Genomic DNA, 11,860 nt, shown 5'->3' on the forward strand with positions numbered 1-11,860 from the left:
GAACAAGAGTGTCGGCCGCTGCTGGTGATCCACCGCCGTACGGCTAACGTCTCGCTAACGTCCACCCGCGCACAGAACTGCCCCGGCACCACTGAGGGATGGTGCCGGGGCAGTTCGCCCGTGGGGGGCGTGTGCGGCCGCGTTACGCGGGCACGCTCGCGACGCCCGGGGCGAGGAACTTCTTGCCGTTCACGCGCTCGGAGACGCCCGCACGGTCCAGGTACGGCGTGATGCCGCCCAGGTGGAAGGGCCAGCCGGCGCCGGTGATCAGGCACAGGTCGATGTCCTGCGCCTCAGCGACGACACCCTCGTCCAGCATCAGGCCGATCTCCTGCGCGACGGCGTCCAGGACGCGGTCGCGGGTCTGCTCCTCGGTGAGGACGGTGTCGCCCTGCTGGAGGAGCGCCGCGACCTCCGGGTCCAGCTCGGGCGCGCCCGAGTCGTACACGTAGAAGCCGCGCTTGCCGGCGTCCACGACGGCCTTGAGGTTCGGCGAGACCTTGAAGCGCTCCGGGAAGGCGCGGTTCAGGGTCTCCGAGACGTGCAGGCCGATCGCCGGGCCGACCAGCTCCAGCAGGACCAGCGGCGACATCGGCAGACCGAGGGGCTCGACGGCCTTCTCGGCGACGGCGACCGGGGTGCCCTCGTCGATGACGTTCTGGATCTCGCCCATGAAGCGGGTCAGGATGCGGTTCACGACGAAGGCGGGCGCGTCCTTGCACAGGACGGCCGTCTTCTTCAGCGACTTGGCGACCGAGAAGGCGGTGGCCAGCGACGCGTCGTCGGTCTTCTCGCCGCGCACGATCTCCAGCAGCGGCAGGATCGCGACCGGGTTGAAGAAGTGGAAGCCCACGACCCGCTCGGGGTGCTTGAGCTTCGACGCCATCTCCGAGACGGACAGCGAGGAGGTGTTGGTGGCGAGGATGGCGTGCGCCGGGGCGACCGCCTCGACCTCCGCGAACACCTGCTGCTTGACGCCCATCTCCTCGAACACGGCCTCGATGACGAAGTCCGCGTCGGCGAAGCCCTCCGCCTTGTCCAGGACGCCGGAGACCAAGCCCTTGAGGCGGTTGGCCTTGTCCTGGTTGACGCGGCCCTTCAGCAGCAGCTTGTCGATCTCGCCGTGGACGTACTCCACGCCCTTGTCGATCCGCGCCTGGTCGATGTCGGTCAGTACGACCGGCACCTCGAGGCGGCGCGCGAAGAGCAGCGCCAGCTGAGAGGCCATCAGACCGGCACCGACCACGCCGACCTTGGTGACCGGGCGGGCCAGGTTCTTGTCCGGCGCACCGGCCGGGCGCTTGGCGCGCTTCTGCACCAGGTTGAACGAGTAGATGCCGCTGCGCAGCTCGCCGCCCATGATCAGGTCCGCGAGGGCCTGGTCCTCGGCGTCGAAGCCCTGCCGCAGGTCACCGTTCTTGGCCTTGGCGATGATGTCCAGCGCGCGGTACGCGGCCGGAGCGGCGCCGTGCACCTTGCCGTCGGCGATGGCCTTGCCGCGCGCCACGGCCTGGTCCCAGGCGTCGCCGCGGTCCAGCTCGGCCCGGACGACCTCGGTCTCGCCCTTGAGGACGGACGCGGTCCAGATCAGCGACTGCTCCAGGAAGTCCGCGCCCTCGAAGAGCGCGTCGGCGATCCCGAGGTCGTAGACCTGCTGGCCCTTGAGCTGCTTGTTCTGGTTGAGCGAGTTCTCGATGATCACGCTCACGGCACGGTCCGCGCCGATCAGGTTCGGCAGCAGTACGCAGCCGCCCCAGCCGGGCACCAGGCCGAGGAAGACCTCGGGCAGCGAGAAGGCCGGCACGGCCTTCGACACGGTCCGGTAGCTGCAGTGCAGACCGACCTCGACGCCGCCGCCCATGGCCGCGCCGTTGTAGTACGCAAAGGTCGGCACGGCGAGCTGCGACAGCCGCTTGAAGACGTCGTGGCCGCCCTTGCCGATGGCGAGCGCGTCCTCGTGCTTCTTCAGCAGCTCGACGCCCTTGAGGTCGGCGCCGACGGCGAAGATGAACGGCTTGCCGGTGATGCCGACGCCGACGATGCCGCCGTCCGCGGCCTCCTTCTCGACCTGGTCGATGGCGACGTTGAGGTTCGCCAGCGACTGCGGCCCGAAGGTGGTCGGCTTGGTGTGGTCGAGGCCGTTGTCCAGCGTGATGAGCGCGAACTTGCCGGCGCCCTGCGGGAGGTCGAGGTGGCGTACGTGCGCCTGGGTCACGACCTCGTCGGGGAAGAGCTCGGCCGCGCCCTTCAGAAGCTCTGCGGTAGTAGTCACTTGTTCCCCTCGAAGTGCGGGTTCTCCCAGATCACGGTGCCACCCATGCCGAAGCCGACACACATGGTGGTGATGCCGTAGCGGACGTGCGGCTGCTCCTCGAACTGCCGCGCCAGCTGCGTCATCAGACGCACACCGGAGGAGGCAAGCGGGTGGCCGAACGCGATGGCGCCGCCGTACTGGTTGACGCGCGGGTCGTCGTCGGCGATGCCGTAGTGGTCAAGAAGCGACAGCACCTGAACGGCGAACGCCTCATTGATCTCGAAGAGACCGATGTCATCGATCGTCAGACCGGCCTTGGCCAGCGCCTTCTCGGTCGCCGGGACCGGGCCGATGCCCATGACCTCCGGCTCGACACCCGCGAACGCGTAGTCCACCAGGCGCATCTTGACCGGCAGGCCCAGCTCGCGCGCCACGTCCTCGGCGGCGATCAGCGAGGCGGTGGCACCGTCGTTCAGACCGGCGGCGTTACCCGCGGTGACCCGCCCGTGCGCACGGAACGGGGTCTTGAGGCCCGCGAGGTTCTCCAGGGTCGTCCCCGGCCGCATCGGCTCATCGGCGGTGGCCAGACCCCAACCGGTCTCACCGGCCTCCGCGTTGGTGCGGCGCACGGAGATCGGCACCAGATCGGCCTGGATCTTCCCGTCCGCGTACGCCTTGGCCGCCTTCTCCTGCGAGCGCACCGCGTACTCGTCCGCGCGCTGCTTGGTGATGTGCGGCAGCCGGTCGTGAAGGTTCTCGGCAGTCATGCCCATGAACAGAGCGGACTGGTCGACCAGCTTCTCGCTGACGAACCGCGGGTTCGGGTCGACGCCCTCGCCCATGGGGTGGCGGCCCATGTGCTCGACGCCGCCGGCCACGGCGATGTCGTACGCGCCGAAGGACACGCCGCCCGCGATGGACGTCACGGCGGTCATCGCACCCGCACACATCCGGTCGATCGAGAAGCCGGGTACGGACTGCGGCAGACCGGCCAGAATTCCGGCGGTCCGGCCCAGGGTCAGGCCCTGGTCGCCGATCTGGGTCGTCGCGGCGAGCGCGACCTCGTCGATGCGGGCCGGATCCAGATCCGGGTTGCGGCGCAGCAGCTCCCGGATGCACTTGACGACCAGGTCGTCGGCGCGGGTCTCGTGGTAGATGCCCTTCGGGCCCGCCTTGCCGAACGGGGTGCGGACGCCGTCGACGAAGACGACGTCCCTAGCGGTACGAGGCACGTTGGCTCTCCTCCAGGTGCGGGATGGCACTGCTGCGGGGCGCACTCATGGCGCGCTGCCCACCGTCATGCTACTTGCGGGTAACCAACCTGCCCAGCCCCCTCGGCCGGAGCGGCGAACGTCACATTCACCTGCTGTTGCTCCGGAGGTGTCCAGAGGCTTCCCGCGATCCGGGTGGCTTCGGCCGGTCTTCGCTGCGCCGCGGACGTAAGGGGACGTACCGCCCCTACTCTGCCCCCATGGATACGAAGCGAAGCGGAACGCTCGCGTACGGGAATCGCGCGGCGCGGCTGCGCGCGGCCGGCCTGCTGTGTGCCGTGGCGGTGGCGGGCGCCCTGGTCACCGGCTGCGGCGACGACAACGGCGGAGGCGGGGGCGGCTCCGCGTCCCCGAAGGCGTCCGATGGCGGCAAGTCCGCCGCCGCCTCTCCGACCACGAGCGGCAAGCTCACCGAGGACCAGACCGAGCGCAAGGCCCTCATCCCGAAGGCGAAGATCACCTACGACAAGGCGCTGTCGGCCGCCACCGGCGCGGTGTCCGGCTCCAAGCCGGTCTCGGCCGAGCTGAAGCGCGGGATGAACGGCAAGCCGGTGTGGGAGACCGAGGTCGCCACCACTGACGGCACCAAGAGCATGGTCACCGTCGACGCGGCCTCCGGGAAGGCGGCCAAGCCCCGGACCGACAGCGACGAGGACGCCGACGACAAGGCGAAGCTCGCCGGCTGGCTGAAGAAGGCCAAGGTCACCGCCCAGCAGGCGGCCCAGGTGGCCACGGACAAGAAGAAGGGCACGGTCAGCTCGGTCGAGCTGGACGACAACGACCAGGGCAAGGAAATCTGGTCCGTCGACGTCGTCACCAAGAACGACTGGAACAAGACGACCTACGACATCGACGCGTCCAACAAGAAGGTGCTCCGCACCCACGTCGACAGGGACTGAAACAAGCCCGGCAGGGCGAAAACGCCGGACGGGCCGGCATGCCACCAGCCCGTCCGGCGATTGAGGGCAAGACGCCCGGGAGGCGTCAGCCCGCAGACGCGGTACTCAGCGCCTCCACCAGCAACGGCGTCACCAGCTCGACCTGCCAAGGGCGAGCACCGTACCCGGCCAGCGCCTCCGCAACCGCCGGCTTCGTCGCCTCCGGGGGCTCCCAGCAAACCCGCCGCACCGTATCCGGCGTGATCAGATTCTCCTGCGGCAGGTTCAGCTCCTCGGCGAGCGTCGTCACCGCCGTACGGGCCGCGGTCAGCCGCGCCGCGGCCGCCGGGTCCTTGTCGGCCCAGGCGCGCGGCGGCGGGGGACCGTTCAGCGGCTGGCCCGGCTGCGGCAGCTCGGACTCGGGCAGCGTCCGCGCCCGGTCGATCGCCGCCTGCCACTGCTCCAGCTGCCGGCGGCCCATGCGGTGTCCGAAGCCGGGCAGCGCGGCGAGCGCGTGCGCGTTCGGCGGGAGGTTCAGCGCGGCCTCCACGATCGCCGCGTCCCCCAGCACCTTGCCCGGCGAGACGTCGCGCTTCTGCGCGACCCGGTCGCGGGCCGTCCACAGCTCCCGTACGACAGCCATCTGCCGCCGTCGCCGCACCTTGTGCATGCCGGACGTGCGGCGCCAGGGATCCTTGCGGGGCGGCGCCGGCGGGGCAGCGGCGATCGCCGCGAACTCCTGCCGGGCCCAGTCCAGCTTCCCCTGCCGGTCCAGCTCCTCCTCCAGCGCGTCCCGCAGGTCGACCAGCAGCTCCACGTCCAGCGCCGCGTACCGGAGCCAGGGCTCGGGCAGCGGGCGGGTGGACCAGTCCACCGCGGAGTGGCCCTTCTCCAGCGCGTAGCCGAGGACGTTCTCCACCATCGCGCCGAGGCCGACGCGGGCGAAGCCGGCCAGCCGGCCGGCCAGCTCGGTGTCGAAGAGCGAGGCGGGGAGCATCCCTATGTCACGCAGGCAGGGCAGGTCCTGGGTCGCCGCGTGCAGCACCCACTCGGCGTCGGCGATGGCCGCGCCCAGCGCGCTCAGGTCGGGGCAGGCGACCGGGTCGATCAGGACGCTGCCGGCCCCTTCGCGGCGCAGCTGTACCAGGTAGGCGCGCTGGCCGTAGCGGTACCCGGAGGCCCGCTCGGCGTCCACGGCGACCGGGCCGCTGCCTGCGGCGAAGGCCGCGACGACCTGCGCGAGGTCCTCATCGGTCGCGGTCACGGGCGGGATGCCCTCGCGGGGTTCGAGAAGCGGAACCGGCGCCGGCCGGGGGTCTTCCGTTGCGTCCCCGGGGGTTCGCAGTGTCGAGTCTTCTGCGGTCTTTTGGGCGTCGGTCACCAGTCAAGGGTATCGGTGTATGCACCACGTCCGCCGAGGGAACGTTCCCTCGACGGACGCTGTGCCTCTGTAAAGGCGCTATGGGTGAGGCGGTCGGGCGGCCGGGCGGCCTCAACGGGTGGTCCCGGTACTCAGTGCTTGATCCCGGTTACTCAGTGGATGATCCCGGTGCGCAGCGCGACGGCGACCATGCCGGCGCGGTCGCCCGTGCCGAGCTTGCGGGCGATGCGGGCGAGGTGGCTCTTGACCGTGAGGGCCGAGAGTCCCATCGAGACGCCGATGGCCTTGTTCGACTGGCCTTCGGCGACCAGTCTCAGCACCTCGACCTCGCGCCCCGAGAGCTCGCGGTAGCCGCCGGGGTGGCCGGGGGCGCCGGGCGGGCGGCGGTGCATGCGGGCCGCGCCCGCGCCGATGGGCGCGGCGCCGGGCCGGCCCGGAATGCCGAGGTTGGTACGGGTCCCGGTGACGACGTAGCCCTTGACGCCGCCCGCGAGGGCGTTGCGTACCGCGCCGATGTCGTCGGCGGCGGAGAGCGCGAGGCCGTTGGGCCAGCCCGCCGCCCGGGTCTCGGACAGCAGGGTGAGGCCGGAGCCGTCGGGAAGGTGGACGTCGGCCACGCAGATGTCGCGCGGGTTGCCGACGCGGGGGCGGGCCTCCGCGATGGACGACGCTTCGATCACGTCGCGTACTCCGAGGGCCCACAGGTGGCGGGTGACGGTGGAACGGACGCGCGGGTCGGCCACGACGACCATGGCCGTCGGCTTGTTCGGGCGGTAGGCGACCAGGCTCGAAGGTTGCTCGAGGAGAACAGACACCGGGCCTCCTGGGGAGTGGCGGGGACGGAAGCCGGCTTCAGGGGAGTGAGCCGGAGTGCTCCCGTGTTTGAAGGGTCACAGACCTCTTCGGCAGTAATCCGGCAGGACTTTAGAGTTTGATCACGATTTAGTTTGGGCAATTCGGGCAAATCGGATGGGTGATCGAGGTCGGGACGGCACGTATACGCAGCGCGGGCCGCCCCTTCGGAGGGGGCGGCCCGCGCGGTTTCAGGGTCCCTGTACGACAGAAGAAACGATCAGCGCAGCTGCGGTCCCCGGCGCTGCGGCAGCGGCACCACACCGCCCCGTCCCGCCGGCTCCACCGGCGCCGGCGGCAGCCCCGCCACCTGGCACAGCAGATCGCACCAGGCTGTCAGATGCGCCCCGATGTCCCGCACCCCGTGCGGTCCCTCGGCCGGCGTCCAGGAAGCCCGGAGTTCGAGCTGGGTGTCCGGCGGCCGGTCGCCGATGCCGCCGAAGTAGTACGAGCCCGCGCGCGTGACCGTGCCGCTCGGCTCGCCGTACGGCACGCCGCGCGCCTCCAGCGCCCCGGTCAGCCAGGACCAGCAGACGTCCGGCAGCAGCGGATCGGTGGCCAGCTCCGGCTCCAGCTCCGCGCGGGCCAGCGTCACCACCCGGAAAGTGCCGTGCCAGGCGTCGTGCCCGGCCGGGTCGTGCAGCAGTACCAGCCGCCCGTCGGCCAGATCCGTATCGCCCTCCGTGTCCCGCTCGACCACCGTCGCCTCCAGCGCGTGCGCGAACGGCGCGAGCCGTTTGGGCGCGGGCATCGGCGCGATCTCGATCTCGGATCGCAACCGGGCCGCATGGAGGGCCTCGACCGCCTGACGGAAGGCGATCGGGGTCTCGTCCGCGCTGTCCGCGAGGTGTTCCTGAGCCGCTGCCATGCTGGGAAGGTTAGGCGCAATGCCGTGTTCATATGCGGAGGACACCCGGTGGGCGGGTCGCCCGTTCGGAGGTGTCCCACGGCACGTGCGAAGATTCGGTGCGTGAGTGCCAACGACGTTCCCCGCGCTCTTCACTCCGACCGAGCAGGGGAGACCCCCATGACGGGCCAGCAGCCGACCGCCTCCTTCGCACCGGAGAGCACGCGGGAGTCCGCGTTCCTCAAGGCGTGCCGCCGGGAGCCGGTCCCGCACACGCCGGTGTGGTTCATGCGCCAGGCAGGGCGCTCACTGCCGGAGTACCGCAAGGTCCGCGAGGGCATCGCGATGCTCGACTCCTGCATGCGGCCCGAGCTGGTCACCGAGATCACGCTGCAGCCCGTACGCCGGCACAACGTGGACGCTGCGATCTACTTCAGCGACATCGTCGTCCCCCTGAAGGCCATCGGCATCGACCTGGACATCAAGCCCGGCGTCGGCCCGGTCGTCGAGCGGCCGATCCGGACCCGCGCCGACCTGGAGCGGCTGCGCGACCTCACGCCCGAGGACGTCTCGTACGTCACCGAGGCGGTCCGGATGCTCGTCGGCGAGCTGGGCTCCACCCCGCTCATCGGCTTCGCGGGCGCGCCCTTCACCCTCGCCAGCTACCTCGTCGAGGGCGGCCCGTCCCGCAACCACGAGCACACCAAGGCGCTCATGTACGGCGACCCGCAGCTCTGGGCCGACCTGCTGGACCGCCTCGCCGAGATCACCGCGGCCTTCCTGAAGGTGCAGATCGAGGCCGGCGCCAGCGCCGTGCAGCTTTTCGACTCCTGGGTCGGCGCGCTCGCTCCGGCCGACTACCGCCGCTCGGTCATGCCGGCCTCCGCGAAGGTCTTCGAGGCGGTCTCCGGGTACGGCGTACCGCGCATCCACTTCGGCGTCGGCACGGGCGAGCTGCTCGGCCTGATGGGCGAGGCGGGCGCGGACGTCGTGGGCGCCGACTGGCGGGTGCCGCTGGACGAGGCCGCGCGCCGGGTCGGTCCCGGCAAGGCGATCCAGGGCAACATCGACCCGGCCGTGCTCTTCGCCCCGCGCGAGGCCGTGGAGACCAAGGCCCGCGAGGTGCTGGACGCCGCCGCCGGGCTGGAGGGGCACATCTTCAACCTCGGCCACGGCGTGCTCCCGAACACCGACCCGGAGGCGCTGACCCGCCTCGTCGAGTACGTCCACGAGCAGACGGCGCGCTGAGGCGCGGCGGGGCGTCCGCCGCACGGCGGGCGCCCCGGCTCCTCTACTGCGGCGCGGCGTCCGCCCGTACCGCCTGGACGGCCTTGCGCGCCGCCACCAGCACCGGGTCCCACACCGGTGAGAACGGCGGCGCGTACCCCAGGTCCAGCGCCGTCATCTGTTCGACCGTCATCTTGGCCGTCAGCGCCACCGCCGCGATGTCCACCCGCTTCGCCGCGCCCTCCCGCCCGACGATCTGCATGCCCAGCAGCCGCCCCGAGAGCCGCTCGGCGAGCATCTTCACCGTCATCGGCGCGGAGTTCGGGAAGTACCCCACCCGGCTCGTCGACTCGATCGTGACGGCCACGTACTGCAGCCCCACCGCCCGCGCGTCCTTCTCGCGCAGCCCGGTACGGGCGATCTCCAGGTCGCAGACCTTGCTCACCGCCGTGCCGACCACGCCGGGGAAGGTCGCGTAACCGCCGCCCACGCCCGAGCCGATGACCTGGCCGTGCTTGTTGGCGTGCGTGCCGAGCGCGATGTGCCGGTCCCGCCCGGAGACCAGGTCCAGCACCTCCACGCAGTCGCCGCCCGCCCAGATGTCCTCGTACCCGCGCACCCGCATCGCGAGGTCGGTGAGAATCCCGCCGGACGCCCCCAGCGGCAGCCCGGCCGCCTCGGCGAGCGTGGTCTCCGGCCGTACGCCCAGCCCCAGCACCACCACGTCCGCCGGGTACTCCTTCTCCGGCGTCACCACCCCGCACGCCCGGCCGTCGTCCCCGGTGCGGATCTCCGTCACCTCGGCACCGTTGACCATCTCGATGCCCAGCCCCGTCATCGCGTCGTGCACCAGACAGCCCATGTCCGGGTCCAGCGTGGACATCGGCTCCGCACCGCGGTTGACGACCGTGACCTCGTACCCGCGCTGGATCAGCGCCTCGGCCATCTCCACGCCGATGTACCCGGCGCCCACCACGACCGCGCGCCGCCCCTTGGTACGGGCCAGCGTGTCCAGCAGCGCCTGCCCGTCGTCGAGGGTCTGCACACCGTGCACGCCCGGCGCATCGATGCCCGGCAGCGGCGGACGGACCGGCGTCGCGCCGGTCGCGAGCACGAGCTTGTCGTACTCCGTCCACTCCTCCGCGCCGGTTTCGAGATCGCGCGACCGCACCCGCCGCTTCTCGACATCCAGCTCCGTGACCTCCGTCCGCATGCGCAGGTCGATGTCCCGCTCCCGGTGCTGCGCGGCGGTCCGGGCGATCAGCGCGTCCCGCTCGTCCACCACCCCGCCCACCCAGTACGGAATGCCGCAGGCCGAGTACGACGTGAAGTGCCCGCGCTCGAACGCGACGATCTCCAGCTCCTCGGGCTTGCGCAGCCTGCGGGCCTGGGACGCGGCGGACATCCCCGTCGCGTCCCCGCCGACGACCACCAGTCGCTCCGGTCGCTCAGCCATGGCCGGCTCCCTCCTCGCTCCGCGGACGCACCCGCGCCCGGCACCGGAAAGGCTACGACCCACGGCCCCCGCCATCCTGCGCCCGCGCCGCTGTCACGCCTGTGTCACAGCACTGTGTCCGGTGTTGGCAGAGATGTCCCTGGGTTGCGAAGATGTCTCGGCAAACAAGCCGTCCAGCCCGGCAGGGGGAGCCTGATGAAGTTCGACATGGGAGCGCAGACGCTGTCGACGCTGCAGTCGAAGTCGCGTGGGTCGAGTGAGGATCTGGGGACGCTGATCCGGCAGCTGGTGGACGCCGCGGCGCCGCTGGAGGGGAAGTTCAACGGTTCGGGCAAGGCGGCCTTCGATCAGTTCAAGGCCCGTTCGGACGAGATCGCCTCTGCCCTGCAGAGTTCTCTGTCGGGGATTCTGGGCGGTCAGTCGGGGATGGATTCGGCGTTCAGCTCCGGTGATCAGGAGAGCGGGGACAACGCGCGGCAGCAGATGTCGGCGGCCAATTTCGACGCGGCGCGGTTCGGCAGCCGCTGAGCTGGTTCTTCGGTCCGCTCGGGCGGGCCGTCTTCGGTGACGGGGAGTGTGTGTGATGGCTGGTGGACAGGATCGTCGTTCGTACGACACGGGTGCGTCGGCGGATGCGCAGGGCAATATCCAGACGGTGATTGCGCGGCTGGAGCAGGTGATCACGGCGCGCGATGGTCAGGTGAAGGCGGCGATGGCGGACTTCACGGCCGATGGTGTGGCGGATGAGTACCACGGCAAGGAGCTGCGCTGGAACCGGGCCTCGCAGGAGGTCAAGAGCATCATCCAGCTGCTGAAGACGACGCTGGAGAAGAACGACGGCACGGCGCAGCACACGCTGTCCCGGGCCAAGTCTGCGGTCGACAACATCGGCTGACCTGCCTGGGCACGGGCGGGCCGGTAACGGGGAGCGTGGGGTAGGGCATGGCCGGCTGGGATCTGGATCCGCAGGGCATCCAGGGTGTGCTGAAGACGACCGGTGAATTCGCCGGGAAGATCGAGACGCATACCAAGGCGTACGGGGACCATCTGCAGTCCGCGGCCACCAGCGCGGGCACGATCACCGCCGAGGGCGGCGGGCAGGGCGGGGAGAAGGCGGCCGGGGGGCTGGTGGCGCTGGCGCTGTCGCAGTTCTCCGAGCACACCATCAATGACCTGAAGTTCATCGCGATGCGGGCGGGCAAATCGCTCAACGGCGCGGTGGATGCCACGACGGCCTACACCAATGGTGATCTGGAGATGGCCGCGGAGGCGCAGCGCAAGGCGTTGGGGGCGGTGGATGTGGATCCGAGCAAGCCGGGGGCGCAGCAGGCATGAAGATCGAGCTGAAGCCTGATCAGATCCCGCAGTACACCGGTGATCTGGCGCAGCTGGAGAAGGATCATGCGGCGCTGAAGACGGATGCCGGGCATATCCGCACCACCGGCGCGGACGTCCACTCCCATTTCCAGGGCCTGTCGGCGTACTACAAGGCTCCCGAGGCCGAGCAGCTCTTCGCCACGACGAAGCCGGTGCAGGACCGGGCGGACGGCTTCGCCGACGGCCTGGAGACGGTCGCCTCGGCGCTGTCCGCCTATGCCGATGAGATCCGCCCGCTGGTGCCGAAGCTGGCGGAGCTGAAGACCAAGGCGCAGAACTTCATCCGGGACCACAAGGACGATGAGGACGGCGACTAC

The 11,860-nt window shown here is 70.7% G+C and carries 11 protein-coding genes and 1 pseudogene; 6 read left to right on the forward strand and 6 right to left on the reverse strand.

Features of this window, described 5'->3' with window-relative positions:
- Positions 1-142 precede the first annotated feature (142 nt).
- Both IF04_RS0123205 and IF04_RS0123210 read right to left on the reverse strand, forming a co-directional pair.
- Positions 143-2,272: a 3-hydroxyacyl-CoA dehydrogenase NAD-binding domain-containing protein gene (locus tag IF04_RS0123205; protein ID WP_030261210.1), complete on the reverse strand. Its 2,130-nt coding sequence runs from the start codon at positions 2,270-2,272 to the stop codon at positions 143-145.
- Positions 2,269-3,486 (reverse strand): thiolase family protein, encoded by a 1,218-nt coding sequence (locus IF04_RS0123210; RefSeq protein ID WP_030261212.1) that lies wholly within the window; start codon positions 3,484-3,486, stop codon positions 2,269-2,271. The genes IF04_RS0123205 and IF04_RS0123210 overlap by 4 nt, the downstream gene beginning before the upstream one ends.
- Positions 3,487-3,725: 239 nt before the next feature.
- Here IF04_RS0123210 and IF04_RS0123215 point away from each other — a divergent pair, with 239 nt between their 5' ends.
- Positions 3,726-4,424 (forward strand): PepSY domain-containing protein, encoded by a 699-nt coding sequence (locus tag IF04_RS0123215; protein ID WP_030261214.1) that lies wholly within the window; start codon positions 3,726-3,728, stop codon positions 4,422-4,424.
- Between the two features lie 85 nt (positions 4,425-4,509).
- On the opposite strand, the gene IF04_RS0123220 is transcribed toward IF04_RS0123215, so the two are convergent.
- The 3 genes from IF04_RS0123220 to IF04_RS0123230 all read right to left on the reverse strand — a co-directional run bounded on the left by IF04_RS0123220 (position 4,510) and on the right by IF04_RS0123230 (position 7,504).
- On the reverse strand, positions 4,510-5,784 hold the full coding sequence (locus tag IF04_RS0123220; RefSeq protein ID WP_078600662.1) for a ribonuclease D: 1,275 nt from the start codon (positions 5,782-5,784) through the stop codon (positions 4,510-4,512).
- Positions 5,785-5,936: 152 nt separating this feature from the next.
- A complete protein-coding gene (locus IF04_RS0123225; protein WP_030261220.1) occupies positions 5,937-6,599 on the reverse strand; it encodes a response regulator transcription factor in 663 nt (220 codons plus the stop codon).
- A 257-nt stretch (positions 6,600-6,856) separates the two neighbouring features.
- Positions 6,857-7,504: a DUF3000 domain-containing protein gene (locus IF04_RS0123230; RefSeq protein ID WP_030261222.1), complete on the reverse strand. Its 648-nt coding sequence runs from the start codon at positions 7,502-7,504 to the stop codon at positions 6,857-6,859.
- A gap of 159 nt (positions 7,505-7,663) precedes the next feature.
- Here IF04_RS0123230 and hemE point away from each other — a divergent pair, with 159 nt between their 5' ends.
- Positions 7,664-8,731: a uroporphyrinogen decarboxylase gene (gene hemE, locus IF04_RS0123235; protein ID WP_030261225.1), complete on the forward strand. Its 1,068-nt coding sequence runs from the start codon at positions 7,664-7,666 to the stop codon at positions 8,729-8,731.
- Positions 8,732-8,774: 43 nt separating this feature from the next.
- On the opposite strand, the gene IF04_RS0123240 is transcribed toward hemE, so the two are convergent.
- Complete coding sequence (locus IF04_RS0123240; protein ID WP_030261228.1) at positions 8,775-10,166, reverse strand: FAD-dependent oxidoreductase; 1,392 nt, start codon at positions 10,164-10,166, stop codon at positions 8,775-8,777.
- A 195-nt stretch (positions 10,167-10,361) separates the two neighbouring features.
- On the opposite strand from IF04_RS0123240, the gene IF04_RS0123245 reads away from it, so the two are divergent.
- From IF04_RS0123245 to IF04_RS0123260, 4 genes and pseudogenes are all read left to right on the forward strand, one after another.
- Complete coding sequence (locus IF04_RS0123245) at positions 10,362-10,694, forward strand: hypothetical protein (RefSeq protein WP_030261231.1); 333 nt, start codon at positions 10,362-10,364, stop codon at positions 10,692-10,694.
- 55 nt (positions 10,695-10,749) lie between these two features.
- Positions 10,750-11,061, forward strand: coding sequence for a pore-forming ESAT-6 family protein (locus IF04_RS0123250; protein ID WP_030261233.1), 312 nt, complete (start codon positions 10,750-10,752; stop codon positions 11,059-11,061).
- 47 nt (positions 11,062-11,108) lie between these two features.
- On the forward strand, positions 11,109-11,501 hold the full coding sequence (locus IF04_RS0123255; RefSeq protein ID WP_030261236.1) for a DUF6507 family protein: 393 nt from the start codon (positions 11,109-11,111) through the stop codon (positions 11,499-11,501).
- Positions 11,498-11,860: pseudogene (locus IF04_RS0123260) on the forward strand (ADP-ribosyltransferase); the annotation flags it as partial. The gene IF04_RS0123255 and the pseudogene IF04_RS0123260, both read left to right, overlap by 4 nt.

It is taken from the genome of Streptomyces violens, from assembly GCF_000717745.1.
GTDB classification, from domain to species: Bacteria; Actinomycetota; Actinomycetes; order Streptomycetales; family Streptomycetaceae; genus Streptomyces; species Streptomyces violens.